The sequence below is a fragment of the Priestia sp. 53B2 genome (assembly GCF_056099005.1).
In genome coordinates, this window is record NZ_JBLZXA010000001.1 from 354,350 (window position 1) to 371,139 (window position 16,790).

16 protein-coding genes are annotated in these 16,790 nt (G+C 32.7%); 8 read left to right on the forward strand and 8 right to left on the reverse strand.

Annotated features, from left to right (window positions below; all coding sequences use genetic code 11):
* Window positions 1-173: 173 nt before the first annotated feature.
* On the forward strand, window positions 174-443 hold the full coding sequence (locus ACN6NE_RS02155) for a hypothetical protein (protein WP_129703401.1): 270 nt from the start codon (window positions 174-176) through the stop codon (window positions 441-443).
* Window positions 444-835: 392 nt separating this feature from the next.
* Here the strand turns inward: ACN6NE_RS02155 and ACN6NE_RS02160 are convergent, their stop codons facing one another.
* The 3 genes from ACN6NE_RS02160 to ACN6NE_RS02170 all read right to left on the reverse strand — a co-directional run bounded on the left by ACN6NE_RS02160 (window position 836) and on the right by ACN6NE_RS02170 (window position 3,572).
* Window positions 836-1,129: a hypothetical protein gene (locus ACN6NE_RS02160; RefSeq protein WP_129703403.1), complete on the reverse strand. Its 294-nt coding sequence runs from the start codon at window positions 1,127-1,129 to the stop codon at window positions 836-838.
* A 289-nt stretch (window positions 1,130-1,418) separates the two neighbouring features.
* Complete coding sequence (locus ACN6NE_RS02165; protein ID WP_129703405.1) at window positions 1,419-2,435, reverse strand: DUF3231 family protein; 1,017 nt, start codon at window positions 2,433-2,435, stop codon at window positions 1,419-1,421.
* A 216-nt stretch (window positions 2,436-2,651) separates the two neighbouring features.
* The gene (locus ACN6NE_RS02170; RefSeq protein WP_129703407.1) at window positions 2,652-3,572 is read right to left on the reverse strand and encodes a DMT family transporter; all 921 of its coding nucleotides are present in this window, start codon (window positions 3,570-3,572) and stop codon (window positions 2,652-2,654) included.
* 120 nt (window positions 3,573-3,692) lie between these two features.
* Here ACN6NE_RS02170 and ACN6NE_RS02175 point away from each other — a divergent pair, with 120 nt between their 5' ends.
* The gene (locus tag ACN6NE_RS02175) at window positions 3,693-5,033 is read left to right on the forward strand and encodes an aminotransferase-like domain-containing protein (RefSeq protein WP_129703409.1); all 1,341 of its coding nucleotides are present in this window, start codon (window positions 3,693-3,695) and stop codon (window positions 5,031-5,033) included.
* A gap of 641 nt (window positions 5,034-5,674) precedes the next feature.
* Here ACN6NE_RS02175 and ACN6NE_RS02180 read toward each other — a convergent pair.
* Window positions 5,675-6,025, reverse strand: a complete 351-nt coding sequence (locus tag ACN6NE_RS02180) for a winged helix-turn-helix transcriptional regulator (RefSeq protein WP_438616498.1) — start codon at window positions 6,023-6,025, stop codon at window positions 5,675-5,677.
* A gap of 135 nt (window positions 6,026-6,160) precedes the next feature.
* On the opposite strand from ACN6NE_RS02180, the gene ACN6NE_RS02185 reads away from it, so the two are divergent.
* Window positions 6,161-7,105, forward strand: coding sequence for an NAD-dependent epimerase/dehydratase family protein (locus ACN6NE_RS02185; RefSeq protein ID WP_474324330.1), 945 nt, complete (start codon window positions 6,161-6,163; stop codon window positions 7,103-7,105).
* Window positions 7,106-7,268: 163 nt separating this feature from the next.
* Here ACN6NE_RS02185 and ACN6NE_RS02190 read toward each other — a convergent pair whose 3' ends face one another.
* The 3 genes from ACN6NE_RS02190 to ACN6NE_RS02200 all read right to left on the reverse strand — a co-directional run bounded on the left by ACN6NE_RS02190 (window position 7,269) and on the right by ACN6NE_RS02200 (window position 9,306).
* Window positions 7,269-7,772 (reverse strand): DUF6241 domain-containing protein, encoded by a 504-nt coding sequence (locus ACN6NE_RS02190; protein WP_129703411.1) that lies wholly within the window; start codon window positions 7,770-7,772, stop codon window positions 7,269-7,271.
* A 64-nt stretch (window positions 7,773-7,836) separates the two neighbouring features.
* Window positions 7,837-8,001 (reverse strand): hypothetical protein, encoded by a 165-nt coding sequence (locus tag ACN6NE_RS02195; protein WP_165351632.1) that lies wholly within the window; start codon window positions 7,999-8,001, stop codon window positions 7,837-7,839.
* 237 nt (window positions 8,002-8,238) lie between these two features.
* Entirely contained in the window at window positions 8,239-9,306 is a 1,068-nt protein-coding gene (locus ACN6NE_RS02200; protein ID WP_129703413.1) for a sulfite oxidase, read from the reverse strand.
* Window positions 9,307-10,920: 1,614 nt separating this feature from the next.
* Between ACN6NE_RS02200 and ACN6NE_RS02205 the strand changes: the two genes are divergently transcribed.
* The 5 genes from ACN6NE_RS02205 (at window position 10,921) to ACN6NE_RS02225 (ending at window position 15,828) form a co-directional block, all read left to right on the forward strand.
* Window positions 10,921-11,283, forward strand: a complete 363-nt coding sequence (locus ACN6NE_RS02205; RefSeq protein WP_474324274.1) for a hypothetical protein — start codon at window positions 10,921-10,923, stop codon at window positions 11,281-11,283.
* 478 nt (window positions 11,284-11,761) lie between these two features.
* Window positions 11,762-12,328 carry a DUF2238 domain-containing protein gene (locus tag ACN6NE_RS02210; protein WP_474324276.1) on the forward strand — a complete coding sequence of 189 codons (567 nt, stop codon included), beginning with the start codon at window positions 11,762-11,764 and terminating at the stop codon, window positions 12,326-12,328.
* 20 nt (window positions 12,329-12,348) lie between these two features.
* Window positions 12,349-12,921, forward strand: coding sequence for a DUF2238 domain-containing protein (locus ACN6NE_RS02215; protein ID WP_129703418.1), 573 nt, complete (start codon window positions 12,349-12,351; stop codon window positions 12,919-12,921).
* Between the two features lie 186 nt (window positions 12,922-13,107).
* Window positions 13,108-14,799 carry a DUF6044 family protein gene (locus ACN6NE_RS02220; RefSeq protein WP_129703420.1) on the forward strand — a complete coding sequence of 564 codons (1,692 nt, stop codon included), beginning with the start codon at window positions 13,108-13,110 and terminating at the stop codon, window positions 14,797-14,799.
* A gap of 12 nt (window positions 14,800-14,811) precedes the next feature.
* Entirely contained in the window at window positions 14,812-15,828 is a 1,017-nt protein-coding gene (locus tag ACN6NE_RS02225; RefSeq protein WP_474324278.1) for a glycosyltransferase family 2 protein, read from the forward strand.
* 361 nt (window positions 15,829-16,189) lie between these two features.
* On the opposite strand, the gene ACN6NE_RS02230 is transcribed toward ACN6NE_RS02225, so the two are convergent.
* Window positions 16,190-16,579 carry a GtrA family protein gene (locus ACN6NE_RS02230; RefSeq protein ID WP_240702283.1) on the reverse strand — a complete coding sequence of 130 codons (390 nt, stop codon included), beginning with the start codon at window positions 16,577-16,579 and terminating at the stop codon, window positions 16,190-16,192.
* Between the last annotated feature and the right edge of the window lie 211 nt (window positions 16,580-16,790).

Below are 16,790 nucleotides of genomic sequence, written 5' to 3' on the forward strand. Positions count from 1 at the left end.
GATAAAAACTCTTTCACAGACTTCATCCCTTAGAAAAGATTAAAAACTATATTGTTTTATCATAACAGATATATTATCCTACAAGTCCATTTTTTTCTACATTTGGTTTTATATTAACTAATAGATAAATAAATGTTATCCTTAACCATATATTTAATTCTTGGAGGACCAAATTGAAAAAACGTTTTAGTCAATATTCATTGTGGTTATCGATGCTTGGGATTGTTATTGGGGTGGGACAATATTTCACATCCATATATAGCTCAAATATTCTTTATATAGGAGTCGGCATTTATCTTGCGGGCTTTTCATGTGGAGTAATAGCTTTTGGAAAACATGAAAAAGGACTAATGAAATATTTTAGTTTGACCTCTTTCGTGGTAATTCCATTACTTATCATGTTAGGTATGCTATTTTTTGCAATGAATTTTGGTGAAAATTAAAAGAAGCAACCATAGAACTTGCTTCTTTATGTGCTATTTCATTAGGTATATATCTTACTGTTAGTTTTCAAGAATTTGCACCTTAAGAAATATTCACATAAAAAAGAATCCTTTGCCCATATAAGCAAAGGATTTTCAAATTTATTGGAATAGGGGGAATACGTTATTAGTCTGGCCAGATTTGTAGATTCATATACATATAACTTTAAAAATAAATATTGTAATCGACTCTACTTAGAAAAAAACACCCTTTTTCTTTTACCTATGTTTTATGATTCGTTAAGTAAACACTAAAGTATTTTATATATTATTAAAATTTTATTATTTACACTTAGTGACGACAAATATGAACTTGTTCTTCAAAATAAATATTAGTTAAAAGGTTTTATCATTCAATTAATGATATAGATTCTCCATATGTTCTTCTTTTTGCTATCTATAAAATGACTCCACCTTTCTCCTTGGCTAATATAATCATTAAACGTAGTATTCTTCATTACAATATGACCTCCACATTTATCTGCTAATTGTTTAGCAGACTCTTTATCAATGGGAAATGCTAACGATTCATCATTAGTAAATTCGTAACTGGATACCTCTTTCTTTTTTACGTCCTTATACGAATGATATACGTAATATAATTTACCTAACTTTATAAAATAGTATGGATACTCTCTGTTAGGCAATTTACTTCCCTCCATTTCTGCATCCCTCAATTGCTTTATAAGTCACTATTACTATCTTACTTGGACTTATAAAGGTAAAATCCTTCTACGCCAAAGGTTTTCCTTTATCATGTGTGCCGGAAAGTTCTATCATGTTAACTAAGGCTGTATACCTTAGTCATCTTAAAAAACAGAAAACCAACCTCTGAGTCCTAAAGATTGGTTTTTCTATTTTTTGGACTTTATGCAATTGGGTTCTATGAGAGGATCCTTTATAGCATCTTGCATAGTCTACTCTAAATATATAGCTTTATTCTTTTTTCTTAGCTAATTGTTCCTTGTCTTTTGTTCCAGGTGGTTGTTCAAGCCATTTATGACGGATCATGATACCAACGCCATCTTTAGCATATTGGGCAATTTCAAACGATAATCTTTCATAATTCAAAAAAAGGTCGCTTCTTTGACTTGCTGCAGCTGCTGTTGCATAGTTTCCTGATCCTGCTGCAGTTAAAATGCTCATATGAAACATGGCAAGCTTATCCGAAAATGCTGGTATTGTTGAATCACTAATAGCAATATCTGATGATATAGGTGATTGTATATCATTATTAAGAAGAGCTTTAGTGAAAATTTGAATATGTTTTTCTGCAATTTTACTACCTCTTATCATCCAATCTTGAACATCCTTTCGAGGGGATGTTTGGGCAAATGCTAGTGAAAGCTTAGCACCTATGAGGTTTGTTTGAATATTCATAAATAGATGGGAAATTTCCATCGAATTTAATGGCCGTTGTTTACTAAAAAAAGAGAAACCACTTAAATATTGTTTACTATCTACATAATCGGTTGTTGTGGGATAGGCTATGTAGGGAGATCGAATGAATATTCCTTTTGAAAGTGCAACAATTGAACTCTGATTGAACAAAGCTGATACCTCTTGAAGTCCTGCTATAAAGTACGTTCGGATATCTTCTCGAGCACTCATTGAAACAAACCCACTGTAAGCTAACATGCCTGCTTTCGCCATGTGATTAATATATATGAGCATAAAAGAATCTGTAAAAAGATGCGGTGCATTTAAATTAACATCATGTCCCATAGTGAAAGCTGTTGGAATGGGTAATTTCTCTTGCTGAAAAATATTCGTAAGTTTTTTCAAATGTTTAGACGAAATGTCATATGCAAGTTGGATAACTGGACGAATATCCTCATCTTCTATTCGTTTTAGAAAATAACTTAATATACATTTGGACATACTATCATTCATGTAACCAGTCCAAATAGAAGCTATTTCGGATGAGGTAAGTTGTGTGTGATGCTTAGTCATACATGGTTTCCTCCAAAAGAATAATTTTAGACATAAATATATTCTTTACGGAAACCAGTATATTATGAGTCAGGGGCTTCACCCCTGACTTTTTCGCTGTTAATTAGCTAGTATATTCGCAAAGATGTATTTTTTCTTTTAAAACCAAAGACGCAGTTTTTGATTACCTATAATATTGATTATGGTAATTAGACTTGTATATCTTCTAAAAAGAAACTAGGCTTTTTCACTGTGTTTACCTTTTGTACCAAAGTAATTTGTCCCAATAACTCCTGCAATAATGATAATGGCCCCGACTAGATGATAAAAGTGAAATTGTTCTTTCAAAAAAATTATTCCTGCCAAGATTGTAATGAGTGTAGCAAAATTACTGAAGACACTCATTTTAGATGCTTCTATTTTTGATAAGGCGTAATTAGAAAGATAGGACGTAACTAAAGATGATAATAAACCTAGATAGGCAATTGCAATCACAAAATCTAGATAAACAAAAGGCTCCATAAATTGATGAATAGTGTTATTTATTAGATGATTTGTCAATGCCAAACCATTAAATGTAATAAACCCAAATAAAGTCATTATATATGTGATAGTGAATAAGGAATATCGTTGAGTTAAATTTCTAGCACATACATTGTATAGGGACGATACAAGTGCGGAAATTAAAATTAAACCACTTCCTAGTAGACTATTATTTTTATTTTCTATATCGTTCATATACATAATATATATCACACCTACTACCGAGAAAATAATAGCTATCTTTTGACCAGATGTAGATGTTTCTTTTAAAAATATGCTCGCAAAGATTAAGGTAAAAATCGGGATTGTTGCTTGAATAATTCCGGCTTCAGATGATGATACATTTACTAGTCCAAATACCTGAAAAGCAAAAAAGAGAGTGGGGTATAAAATAGCTAACAAAGCAATAATCCCTATATCCTTTTTAGTTACTTTTAATGATTTTTTCGTTAATACTTTTAAGATTGTAACCCCTACAAAAGCAATAGTAAATCGATGTGCTAATGCATCAAAAGGTGTAGCAATAGTTAATGCAACTTTGACAAACATAAATGACAATCCGATAATAATGGCATAAGTAAGTGCAGCTATATATGCTTTTTTCTTTTCAATCATGTGAGTGACCTCCATTAGATTTATCCGGCCGGTTATCACTATAGTAAGAGAAACTAACAATATCTACGATATGAAAAATACACATCTGTATCGGTACAGATGTGTATTTGGAGGAGTACTATGCTTAAATATGAAACAATTTATCATTCTCTACTTCAAAAGATACAGTCTGGTGACTTTCAAGCAGGGGCAAAATTACCCTCAATTAGAGGCTTATCGCACCAATATATTTGTAGTAAAAGTACAATAATATCTGCCTTAAAACGTTTGGAAGAGCAACATATTATTTATTCCATTCCAAAGAGTGGTTATTACGTTGTGGAACATCAGGTTTTCGAAGAACCTACATTTACTGAAGGCATTGATTTTGCAACATCATCTCCAACGTGGCATGCATTTCCTTATAAAGACTTTCAACATTGTATTAATAAAGCGATTGATACATATCAAGAAGAATTGTTTCGTTATGGAACACCAAAAGGTTTATCCTTATTAATTACAGAAGCTAAGAAGCTCTTAGAATCTTATCAAGTATTTACGAAATCTGAACAGATTTTCATCACTTCAGGGGTTCAACAGGCACTCGCTTTACTGAGCATGATGCCATTTCCAAATAACGGATCTACTATTTTAGTTGAACAACCTAGTTACCATTTGTATATGGATATGCTGAAAACATATGGAATTCGTGCAATAGGAATTCAACGTACAGCGCAAGGTATTGATCTAAAGCAACTAGAAAAAATATTCAATGAAGAAGAGATTAAATTTTTTTATACAATGCCACGCTTCCATAATCCTTTAGGAACGTCATATAGCAAAAAAGACAAAGAAGCTATTTTACAGTTAGCTTATAAATACAATGTGTATATTATAGAAGATGACTATTTAGCAGATTTTGAATATAACACAAAGAATGATCCTCTTTTTGCAGAGGATATTAAAGAACAGGTTATCTACTTAAAGAGCTTTTCAAAAATCATGTTTCCAGGTTTAAGAATTGGTCTAGCCGTTCTTCCTCCCTCTATTCTTAGCACCTTTCAAAAATTTAGAACGACCATAGATATAGATAGCTCTATGATTTCACAAGCTGCACTATATCTTTATATAAAAAGTGGTATGTTTGAACATAATAAATTAAAAGTAAGTAGTATTTACCATAAACGTGCACAAATTCTTCATCAATCGCTGCAAAATCATCTGGCTAATTACGAATCATCGTCAGAAATAGTTATGCATGGTCATATTTTGCTACCTAAACAAGTAAATATGAAGTCATTTATTCATTATTTACATAAACAGCATGTATATCTGGATTCAGTTAAAAGTAATTATCTAGCCAGCTTTCACAAAGAACGGGTTTTAAAGTTAAATGTGTCAAATGTTGAAAATCATCTAATTGAAGAGGGAGTCAAAAAAATTGCAAGTGCTTTAAAGAAAAGAGATAACTATTTCTTTTAATTACTTAATGTAATTAAGGCCTTTAACACTGTTTAAGAAGAAGAGACTTAAAAGTATTATTCTTGTAATGATATATATTTTTCTCACGTGCCTTTTATATTTATTCCTACCGGTAATTAACATTATGTTAACTAAACATGTATAGCATATACAGCGTAAAAACAGAAAAACTTCCTCAAAGCATTAAGGGAGTTTTTCTACTACATTTATTTGTTGAAAGGATTGAAGCCTTACGGCTTCTTGGGTAGTTTGTTCAAAATACTATTAATTATCCTTCTGTATAAAAGTCGAGTATAAATTACTTTTAATAGAGGTTCCGAAAACGTGTTTTATGTAAACTAGCCCTGTATATCGTATACATACCTGAATGTTTCTTATTTAGTAAAAGAAGGGTGATATAATTATAGAAAAAGATCTATGCAGGGAGTAGGAGTATAATGAGTTCAAAATTTAGCATTGTGTTTAAATCCTACGAACAATTTTTGAAAAAGATTTTAAATATGCTCTTTACTAGATGATATTTCATACAAAAAGGCTTTTAAGAAGTATAACTCTTAAAAGCTTTTTTTGTTTCCTAAAATGGTGATTACGTTAACTATGAATTAATATGCTATATATAAGGTTTTGTAACTAAAAAGAATTTATTCCCTTTCTTTAATGCCTAACACATCCCAGGTATTTCCCCATTCTTTCATTGCTTCGAATATTGGACGCATTGTTTTTCCTTTATCAGTAAGAGAGTATTCTACATGAGGGGGTATCTCTGAATATATTTTACGCGTAATAATTTCCTCATCGTGTAGTTCCTTTAAACGTAAAGAAAGAGTTCGAGGGCTTACTCCTTTTAAAGATTTTTGCATTTCCCCAAAACGTTTTGGCCCAGTAAAAAGGTCTCTTAAGATTAAGAAGGTCCACTTTCCTCCAATAACATTCATTGTCTTTTCTATAGGACATTTAGAAGAATTAGATTTCATTTCAAGTTGATTATTCATTATATTCCTCCATTACTATTCATAAGGATACTTACTATAAAAAATATCAGTACTATAAAAATGAAAGTACTTCATTTAGTATAATTATTATAAATTGCCCAGTAAATGGTTATTTATAATACATTTATAAAAGGAATGATAAAGGTGAAAGCCATTGTTTTTGGAGGTACAGGTTTTATAGGAAGTCATACGGTAGAACAATTGCGGTTAAAAGGACACGAGGTTACAGCCGTGGTTCGCCAAACTAGCGACACTTCCTTTTTGGATAGCTTAGGTGTGCGAGTAGTTAGAGTAGACTTCTCCAGAACTGAATCTTTTGGAGAAGTCATTAAAGGACATCAAACAGTTTATAACTGTACCGCAGATGCTAATCTAAGCACTGAAGTTAATTTAGAAGCACCTGTGGAGATTGGATTGACAAGAAAACTCCTTAAACAGGCTGCTTTAAATGGCGTTGAGCGTTTTATACAATTAAGCTCAATTGTAGTATATGATTTTCGTACAAATAAACCTATAACTGAATCCTATGATATACGTCCAGAGTACCCTATTCAGGAGTTGCTTCTAAAAAGAGAAGAGATTGTTCAAGAAATAGGAAAAGAAACAGATATGGTAACAATTATCCTACGTCCAGCAAGTGCAATAGGATCTCGAGATAAGGCTTCTTTTTTCTCAAGGTTATTAAAAAATCATGTAGATAATAAATTTCCGATTTTGAAAAATGGTCAAACGATAGTTTCTTTAGCTGATACACGCGATATAGGAAGAGCAATGGAATGGCTAGGTACCTATGAGGTGTTTACAAAAAAACAGAACGTCTTTTTACTTAAAGGATTTGACACAACCTGGGGAAGTCTAAAGGCTGCTATAGACGAGGCGAGAGGGACAATAGCAAATGTACACGACTTATCTAAAATAGTAGAGAAACATACACCCATGTCTTACGCTTTAAGTACTTTCAGCACAAATCGAATCTGGGATGATAAAAAAATAAGAAGTTTAGGCTTCAAGACTACATATTCCCAAACTGAAAGCGTACAATATGCAGTTAGAGATTTAATTAAAAGAAATGTTATTTAAAGATAAAGTCTAATAAACTCATTTTTGGTTTATTAGACTTTTTAGTACCTATGATGGTGATTATGTAAACTAGGTTGGCCATCTACAATTAAAAAAGGTAGATCTTCATAAGACCTACCTCATTATGTATTATCCTAATAATCTTGTTAAGCTATTCTTTTATTTAGAAGTTGTTCGCAATGAATTCCTTCTCTTCGTCCTCTGTAAGAGCTCGTGTGGCTTCTCCAATGTTACCACCTTGAATATTCCAAAAGTAGTTATGATCTTCTACAATTGTACTGAAATCACCTCTTTCCCATCTTCCTAAAATCTTTAACATATCGATTTTTTGTTCAAACTCAATAGATCGTACAAAGTCTTTTACTTTTGTGATATTTTCAGGGTTCATTTTAACCGCCCCCCATTTATCTGCTGAGTAAACTTTTTGATGTGTCATTTGATGCATCGTTATAATTGCATCCATTGCTGTAGAATTTTCATCCAACGTCACTTCTTCTGTTGTTCCTCCAATATAGCCGGTTTGTTCCTCTATACTAGTTTCTTCTTGAGTTTCAGATATTTCTTCCCCAACTGGTTTAGAGCCGAAATCAACTATTATAAAAATTGCTAATCCAATAAGTACTGCTATACAACCTGCTATAAATGTCCAATATAAAAATTTCAACATTCTTTATTTCCCCTCACTTATGTATAACTCAAACAAAAAAAGCCCCCGCAACTTCCACAAGAGCTTAATAGTTCAATATGAACTCATTTTCTTCATCGAATTCTGAAACCCCCTTTTGAACTGCTGGTACCTGATTCACTGGTGATGAACTTGAGTATACAGCAGCAGCTAAAGTAATCAGTGACGAACAAACAACAATCCAGCCCGTATAATACAAGACTTTATTCATAGTTATTTCCTCCTTATGTTTTTCCTTATTAGGTGTATTATAACTCCAATCTAAGAAATCGTACACAAGTATATACGGAACATTACCTGTAAAGTAGTCCCGTTATAATATTCAGAACGATCTTATTCGCACTATGGATTTGAGTCAATAATTTGGACACAAAAAAAGTTAAGTCTTAAGTTGATTTTCTCATTTGATCCTCAATTGCTTGAGGGGTTTAATAGCCGAGGCTACTATTTATTCAATTTTCACTTTGATACATTCAATGGCATTATAACCATATCCTTTCCTATTCCACATAGGCTTCTCTGGTTGTACATTCCCTTCAGAATCTGTAGCTTTTATCAATATAGTGTATTCTCCTTGTTCTTTTATTTCCCATATATATGACCAATGAGTCCATGCATGGTTTTCAGTAGATGAGGTAAATTGGCATGCGTTCCATGTTGCACCATTATCTAAACTAATATCGATTTTAGTGATTTTCCCAACTCCTGTCCATGCAATACCTTTTATTTCATGAATGCCTGTATTTAATGTTTGCATATCTAAAGGTTTTTGGATAGTTGAATTTACATTTATAGTTGTAACCGGAAAACTTTCATTATCATTATCTTCATGAGGATAATAAACATAATCAACAGATTGGAAAGGGCCTTTGAATTGTTTATCAATTACCTTAATTCGTTTAATCCATTTCACAGAAGCCATGGCATACCAACCCGGAACAATTAATCGTAAAGGATAGCCATGCTTAAAAGGGATAGGATACCCATTGTACTCATAGGCTATAATGGTATTGGGATCAAGAGCTTTTTCTAGAGGCAAACTCCTAGAAAAATGAACAATTTCATTGGAATCTGTTCTTTCTCCAATATCATAACCTTCCACTACAATTTCTTTTGCATCTGCATGTAATCCAGTAAACTGCAGTAAAGTTCTCAAGGGAATACCTTTCCAAATCCCTTGGCTGATAGCGCCTTTTCCCCATTGCTCACCAAATACTTTAGGGTTAAATAAGTCTCTTTTATCCCCTGCACATTCTAGTACAACTTTTAATGTTTTAGGCGGAAATGTTAGAATTTCTTGCATCGAAAAGGTTTTAGAAGAATAAACGAACCCTTCAATTGGTAGATAATAAAAGGAAGTTAAAAAATTTGGATAAGAAAAATGATTACGTCTATAAAACAGTTTGTGACTTACATTATCATCTTTTAAAAATTGAATAGGTGTCTCTTTATTTTCTGGAATTAAACTTCGCGTAATTAGATTGGCTCTTACTGTAAAGCTCTCTACATTTTTCATCCTACACCTCATTTCCCATCCATTTTAATAGGTTACTTAAATAAGTAATATATATATACTATTCATTTCCATTTTATATAAACCTTTTTAAAACTAATTGTTCAAATATATATTTTCTGGTAATATAAGGATCGTTAAGAATAGTTACTTAAAACTCATATAAACTATTAAGCAAGCGAGGCATAACACATTGAGAAAACATTTTGGTAAAATTTCATTTGCTTTTTTAATTTTGACTTTTGGCTTTTATTTCATGGTTCCTATAAATAATAATTACTCATCAACAACTATTAATACATGGTTATTGATTGGGTTAGCTTTGACATTAATTTTTGCTTTTTTAAGTTCAAAAAATATATGGAAAAAGATCGTACTAACCGTTATTACAATAGCAATTGTACTATTTTTATTTATTGCTATTGCGTTTGGAATATCAGGTCTATGAAGAATACAGCTGTAATTTAGTCGGGTAAGCGAGGGGCATCACTGCCCCTGACTCCCCTAAGAACCGTACGTGAGCCTTTCAACTCATACGGCTCAAGCCTCCCATTGCAGGTCCATTTGCTGTCGTATCCTCATCACACACCACATCGGTAAGTAAAACGTACGCCGACGCTCCAACTGGAGGTATACATAACAGTACGTTTCTTTCGTCAGAAGATAGCCACAACCTTATGTTCCTACGAGAGACCAATGAGAAGTCAGCTCCCTTTCGGGCCTATCATGGGCTTGTTCGTAAGGACGATAGTATCCATCCAGTTATACAGTTTCCTGCTTTCCTGTTCTCTTTCGAGATAATGGCATTTGCTTTCTCTCATATCCTTTACCCTCTGCCACATTGTTTGACTTTGCAGTCATCCTACTGTTTACACAGATGACAAAGGGCTTACCAAGTTCCGCATCTTATAGATACGACGAGGTTAGGTGGGTTCTTTACTCCGGGCAAGATACGGGACGCGTCACAGCAGCATTATGAATCTGCTTTTCCTCTTGCCAATACCCAGGCAAAGCTGTGCACTATCCTGAGCTAACACTTACGAAGCTTACAAACCTTCACTAATGTTCACCATACTCATCTTCCCCTAGCAGTGTTCCGAGTCGTGCACTGACTCTCTGTTTCCGCATTTCCGCATGCAACCCACGAGCCCGTTACCAGACCCGCAGTTTTGGACGGGGATAGTTTTTGCGTCTAAACCAGTGGCGTAAGCCACACTATATAAAAGCGACTTCTTGTCGCACCATAATATGAATTATAAGAACCCAAACATATTTTATAAAAAATATGTTTGGGTTCTTATAATAAGGGTATAGTATTAAACTGGGTTGAATTTCAAAGAAGCCTTCTTTTTAAGCTTGTTTCTTTTCTTGATAATTATAGTAAGAATAATAAATAGTAAACTGGTAAATAGAAAAATCACTGACGAAAACAGTGATTTTTCGTTTTTTTAGACTGTATATGCACGTTTAATAAAACCGATTATCAGAACATCTTTAGATAGGTTATTTTTTAAACTTTTAAGATGTATATCATATACATCTTAATTCACCATAGTTACTGCTCTAGAGACCTATTGTTGTGAGTGAAAAATTTATTAACTTAGAAGGAGCTAGAACATGGATATTAGTAGTATAGCTAAATGGATTCCTATTCCTTATTTTCAAATTACGAAAGATGGTACAATTCTAAATTCTTCGAATATAACTCATTCATATTTTCAGCCTGGCTCTAACATATGGAATATCATTTATGAAGAAGACCGAAATAAAGCAATAGTCATGCTGTCACAGAATACTAATTCTCATCCTGTCACCCAATATCTCATTTTGCAAACAAGTAACAAACTATTTATTAATTTTAAATGTACGATCCAATGGCAAGACAATATAGGTTATCTAGTATGTACAGAAGCCAAAAATATTGAAGTTCCATCTGTTTTATCTATTCAAAAATCTTTGGTAAACACTCAAAACGGTTAGAAGAATCAGAAAATTGTTTAAACAATGTTACTAAGGTATTTAATACAAGAAAACACTAAATTTTTGTTTTTTTTTACATGGATTTTTCTGTTCTGAGCAAACTACCGAAGAAGCAGTAAACTTTCGATCCTTCAATAAAATAAATGTAGGCAGAAAAAACTACTGAAACACATGGCCAGTAGTTTTTTTCTATTTTTTAAGATGTATATTATATACATCTTTAGTTAACATAATTATTCTTATTGGCATCTATCTTTGTATAGTTAAAAGGCATTTAAGCTGTTATTTTCTCTTTTGACGTAAAGAAAGCTCTTTTGTTCTCTATACATTACGTACAACTTTTAAAATTTTGTCAATAAGAGTATATACCTTTATTATTTATCAAAAAATATAGAGAAAACTGGATTCCTTGGAGCTTAAGAACTGGCTATATAGTGCTTATTCGAGGCAGGATCTTTTTGACAAATGGGGTGAAAATTTGAAATTAAAAGTAATCTTAATTCTTAGTATATCTTCTATTATATTTATGCTTTTTTTACTCTTTTTTTATCTAATCAAAGGAGATTCCTCTCGTTGGCAAGTAGCATTGGGAGGTGTGATGGTAAGCGCATTACCGATCTTGTTATTGTTTATGAAGGTTAACCCCTTCCCAATTTCTCTTATAGTGGGATATTATGTTTTTCTTTTTTGCACTCTATTTTTAGGGTCAATTGAAGATTTTTATAATCGCTTTAAATGGTGGGATGCTGTTCTACACTTTTACAAAGGAATCTTCATGGGGTTTGTAGGAATTTCTCTTTATAAGCTACTTATAGCTACCCGTATACAAACTGAAATTTCTAGATGGGCCATTTTCTTATTTGTACTTTCAATCTCAGTCAATGCTACAGTTTTGTGGGAAATGTATGAGTTTTTAGGTGATTTGACTTTTACTCATACTATGCAATCAGGAGGAAATACAGATACCATGTATGACATGATCTTAGGTATGACATCAGCTCTTTTAACTGCTATTTATTCTATGAAACAACGAGAAAAACTATAAATAATATAGGAGGTGTTGGAATGAAACATAAACTGGTTATATTGTTTAGTTTGATTTACGTCATTTTTATGGGGTGCTTGGCAGTATTTTATTATGTTAGCAATGAATCCTTTAAGACCATGGTTTCAATAGGTGGTTTTGCTTGTGGATTAGTCCCCCTTTTATTAGCTTTTTTTACTAAGCTTAAATTTAACTTGCCTCTCATCATTTCCTACTTAGTTTTTTTATTTTGCTCACAGTACCTGGGTTCAATTGTAGGTTGGTATGGATTAGGATGGTGGGATACATTTTTACACTTAATAAGTGGAGCGATCCTTGCTTTTACAGGAATCGCTTTATATGAACGGTTAATACACCGAAGGGCAGGAGAGTATATATCAGCATGGTTTGTTTTTTTATTTACCTTTTCTTTTGCTGCACTTGGAGGCGTCATATGGGAAATTTACGAATTTAGCTCAGATCAACTTTTCGGAATGACTTTACAGGGCGGTGGAAATAAAGATACGATGATTGATTTAATTGCCGATACTTTGGGAGGCCTTTTTATAGGAGCGTGGTCAGGATGGCGCACAAAGATAAAAAGGTCTAATTAAAGTTTACTAATCGTAAAATATTCTGTGCATATGGTAAAACTCCTTAATGATTAAGGAGTTTTATTCGTATGATCTCATGATAATTTCAAAATCTTTCTCTAACATACATTTTGATTATAATGATGGGAATAGTAACAAACAGATATTTCGTAACACTTTAAAAATAATTTAATGGATGTGTAATAGATGTCAGTGGCTACAATAGGAAAGAGAAAAGAAAAAATTTATATCATCAGTGCACTTGTATTGCTTTTTCTTTATTTTCTCCCTATGTATGTATTAGGAGAAAATGCTCACATACGTGTTCATGATAATTTAGATTCTAATATTGCCTGGTATAAGGTGCTGGCTGAAAGTGGTCAAATATTTGGGGGCCTTCACTCTACAATTCCTCAAGTGATCAATGGATTGCCTCGTGATGCATTCGGTACAGCATTCAGTGGGATTATTTGGCTTCACGCTCTCTTTCCTTCTATGACTGCTTATGCTTTAAGCCAAACGATTACTCGGTTAGCTGCTTTTGGTGGAATGTATTTACTATTGAAAAAGCACTTTATCAAACACGAAGATGCCCACTTTGTTCGTGTTGGTGTATCACTTGCATTTGCACTTACTCCATTTTGGCCTTCAGGCATGTTAAGTACATTAGGCTACCCTCTTGCTTTATGGGCATTTTTGAATATCCGTTCTGGAGATTTTTCATGGAAAGAATGGGTAGCTCTTTTCCTTTTGCCTTTTTATTCAAGCTTTGTACTTGGTTTTTTCTTCTTTTTGGTGGCGATTTCTTTTTTATGGATTTATGACTTGATTAGAAAGAAAAGATGGAATTGGCCATTTCTATTCAGCCTTATTTTTATGACTTCCCTTTATCTTTTAATTGAGTATCGCCTTGTCTATTCAATGGTTCTTTCAGAACAGCCAAATCATAGGATGGAATTTATATCCTCACGCCATGATTTTTGGCATTCTATGCGCCTTTCCCTTAAAAACTTTCTCATAGGGCATACACACGTTATGACTGTTCATACGCATGTTATTCTCCCAATATTATTTTTAACACTTGCTTTATTAGCTTCTAAGAGGGAGATAAAACATAAAAAAATATTCATTTTTCTATTTCTTTTAAATGTTGCTTTATCAATATGGTACGCTTTTTGGTTTAATAATTTATGGATTCCTCTCAAAGAAAAGATCAGCTTTCTAAATACATTTAACTTTGCGAGGTTTCACTTCTTACGAATTATTGTTATTTACCTTAGTTTCGGCTTAGCCTGTTATATTCTATGGTCGCTAGGAAAGCTTTGGAGGCAACTAGCTACTATAGCGATTATAAGTCAGATTATAACACTTCTCCTGTTTAACGAAGAACTTCTTTATGGCTATTACTTTCACTCTCCTTCTTTTAAAGAATTTTATGCTACAGAACAATTCAAGGATATAAAAGAATATATAGGGGACCCTCAGGATTCGTATCGCGTAGCAAGTATTGGAATCCACCCAGCTATTTCACAATACAACGGGTTTTACACTCTCGATACGTATAACAATGTATATCCCCTTGAATATAAGTATAAATTTCGAAAGATAATAGCAAAAGAGTTAGACAAAAATAAGCAATTAAGAAAATATTATGATGAATGGGGAAGTCGCTGTTACATTTTTGTCGATGAACTTGGTAAAACATACGAGTTCAGGAAAGATCAAAAAACAGAAGTACGTCATTTGGAGCTAAACACGAACCAATTTAAAGAAATGGGCGGTCGTTATATTTTTTCATCGGTCCCTATTTTGAATGCGAGAGATAATAACCTTTCGCTCTTGAAGGAATTCAATCATAAAGAATCTGCGTGGAAGATTTACTTGTATCAAGTAATATAGGAGGTATAAAAATTGAAGCCAACGCTACCTTTAGTAACAATAGTGGTTCCATGTTATAACGAACAAGAAGTATTAAAAGACACCATTACGCAACTCTCCTCTGTTTTAGATGATTTAAGAAAAGAAGAGTTAATTTCAGCTAACAGCAAGATATTATTTGTAGATGACGGTAGTAAAGATCGTACATGGTCATTAATTGCGATGGAGAGCACAATTAATAACTATGTAACGGGACTAAAGCTATCATGCAATGTAGGGCATCAGAAGGCGCTTCTTGCTGGACTGGAAAAAGCTAAATCTAAATCGGACTGTGTAATTTCCATTGATGCTGATCTGCAGGATGATGTTTGTGTTATTCGAAGTTTCCTCTTAAAGTATCATGAGGGAGATGAAATTGTATATGGTGTGCGAGATAGCAGAGAAACAGATACTTTTTTCAAACGAAATACTGCTTTATGTTTTTATCGTCTTATGCAAAGGTTGAATATCAACCTTATTTATAACCATGCAGATTATCGTTTAATGAGCAAGCGAGCGATTGAAGAACTTTCGCGTTATAAAGAAGCAGATTTGTTTTTAAGAGGAATTGTTCCTTTGATTGGATTTAAATCCTCAAAAGTGACATATAATCGAAAAGAGCGTCTAGCCGGGGAAACTAAATATCCTTTGAAAAAGATGATTTCTTTTGCATTTAATGGCCTCACCTCATTTAGTGTGGTTCCAATTCGAGCCTTTACCCTTTTAGGTTGCGTGTTATTTTCTATAAGTGTGATTACAGGTGGTTATGCGTTTATTCAGAAATTATTAGGTAACACGAGTATAGGCTGGACCTCTCTAATTATCTCTATTTGGCTGTTAGGTGCCATACAGTTAATAAGTATTGGAGTAGTAGGAGAATATATTGGAAAGATATTTTTAGAAGTAAAAAAGAGGCCTCCTTATGCGGTGGATATTGACTTATATACAGAAAGATTAGGGATATCACCGTTAGGGGAAGAAAGTTTATTAAATAAAAAAGAGTTCAATTAAATCATCGTTTCTTATAATAAAGTGTATAGATTATATATACCAAACCTACTTCTTGCTTTCATTTTTTATAACTATTTTCTGTTCTAATCTTCTCTCTGGTACGATATTTTTTATTTTTACATGACAGTCCGATATCATCGATATTTAGTTTCGTTCTAAGCTTTGTTTTAGCACTTATTACACGCTTTTAAAAATTATTCAAATGAATAATGTCCATCCATCTAAGACAAACAAGCATATCTACAATGATATGCTTGTTTAGTTATGTAATGAGGTTCTTATCTGTTTATAAAAAAATTAAAGTATAGCTATTTTACTGTTTCTTACACTTTTCCTTCTGAGCACGTTAATCATTTATTTTTTATGGTTCAAAAACCCAAAACTTAGTACCTATATAGTTTAATCCAACGCTAACAATCGTTACTAAAACCTTACTGTAAGGAAGTGGTATGCTAAATTTATAATGAAACAAAGTTAATAAGAAAGATGTAACAATTAAAGTAAAAACATTTAGGGCAATAAACTTGAGAAATTCATACTTCCCCCTTTTACCCTGTTGTTGAAACGTCCATGTTCTATTTAAAAGATAACTGTTTAGTACACCACACCCATAAGATACGCATTGAGCTATTATGTAATATACGCCTAAATAAGATAACAGAGAAAAAACAAGAAAATCAATAGCTGTATTTAATCCCCCCACGATACAAAATTTCAAGTAGTGAATGCTTTCTTTATTAGCAACTTTCAAATTAAATAATTCTCCTTTTTTGAATTCTATAGTGCTACTATAATAACCTCATAATAAATAGTAAAAGAAGTTATTGGCACGTAAACAATATAGAACAAATAATTAAGTATATTGTATACGTCAAGGAAATAAGAAAAAAAGCTGCCAGGGAGGACAGCCTTCTTTCTTAATACAAGGTTGCAATGGAAGACGCCATTAAGGCATCTTGAGT

Bases quoted from the DNA above. Each gene is read 5' to 3' on its own strand.
- ACN6NE_RS02165 (WP_129703405.1), bottom strand. From the start codon at position 2,435: ATGACTAAGCATCACACACAACTTACCTCATCCGAAATAGCTTCTATT.
- ACN6NE_RS02170 (WP_129703407.1), bottom strand. From the start codon at position 3,572: ATGATTGAAAAGAAAAAAGCATATATAGCTGCACTTACTTATGCCATT.
- ACN6NE_RS02175 (WP_129703409.1), top strand. From the start codon at position 3,693: ATGCTTAAATATGAAACAATTTATCATTCTCTACTTCAAAAGATACAG.
- ACN6NE_RS02180 (WP_438616498.1), bottom strand. From the start codon at position 6,025: ATGAATAATCAACTTGAAATGAAATCTAATTCTTCTAAATGTCCTATA.
- ACN6NE_RS02185 (WP_474324330.1), top strand. From the start codon at position 6,161: ATGATAAAGGTGAAAGCCATTGTTTTTGGAGGTACAGGTTTTATAGGA.
- ACN6NE_RS02190 (WP_129703411.1), bottom strand. From the start codon at position 7,772: ATGTTGAAATTTTTATATTGGACATTTATAGCAGGTTGTATAGCAGTA.
- ACN6NE_RS02195 (WP_165351632.1), bottom strand. From the start codon at position 8,001: ATGAATAAAGTCTTGTATTATACGGGCTGGATTGTTGTTTGTTCGTCA.
- ACN6NE_RS02200 (WP_129703413.1), bottom strand. From the start codon at position 9,306: ATGAAAAATGTAGAGAGCTTTACAGTAAGAGCCAATCTAATTACGCGA.
- ACN6NE_RS02205 (WP_474324274.1), top strand. From the start codon at position 10,921: ATGGATATTAGTAGTATAGCTAAATGGATTCCTATTCCTTATTTTCAA.
- ACN6NE_RS02215 (WP_129703418.1), top strand. From the start codon at position 12,349: ATGAAACATAAACTGGTTATATTGTTTAGTTTGATTTACGTCATTTTT.
- ACN6NE_RS02220 (WP_129703420.1), top strand. From the start codon at position 13,108: ATGTCAGTGGCTACAATAGGAAAGAGAAAAGAAAAAATTTATATCATC.